This is a genomic window from Hahella sp. CCB-MM4 (assembly GCF_002260525.1).
Taxonomy (GTDB): domain Bacteria; phylum Pseudomonadota; class Gammaproteobacteria; order Pseudomonadales; family Oleiphilaceae; genus Hahella.
In genome coordinates this window covers 1-442 of sequence record NZ_MRYI01000087.1, presented here as the reverse complement: position 1 = coordinate 442, position 442 = coordinate 1, and the positions used below count along the sequence as shown (strand labels likewise).

The following is a 442-nucleotide window of genomic DNA, read 5'->3' as shown; positions in this document are numbered from 1 at the left end:
ATGTCTTCGCGTTCGTGGCCGGAAACGGGAATGATGTGATCACAGCCTTTGGCTTTGACACCCTTAGCGTGCACGGCAACGATGTCCTCGACCTTACTGGCCTTGGCTTCGCCAGCACGCAAGACGTGATTGATCACATGACTGATGACGGCGCCGACACGACGCTGGCTATCGCACCGGGGCAGACTATTGTTATTGAAGGTGCGCTTGTTGCGGACTTCCAAGCGGCGGTCGACGACTGGGTTCTCGTCTGATCCGTATCGGATCAAGTTGAGATATGGGAAAGGGCCCTTCGGGGCCCTTTTTTCATACGCGGCTGTGGCATTCGATTGCAGAGACAGCTCAGCGCGTATCCAACACTTGCCTGCGATTGAACATTTCCTATAGCAGTTAACAGGCTGCTGAAAAACTCCGTTCTCGACACGCATCAAGGAACATGATT

General features: G+C 53.8%; 1 protein-coding gene. It reads left to right on the top strand.

The window, feature by feature from the left end:
• A partial coding sequence (locus BTA51_RS30360; protein WP_210404960.1) for a hypothetical protein occupies positions 1-254 on the top strand: 254 nt, incomplete at its 5' end.
• Positions 255-442: the final 188 nt, after the last annotated feature.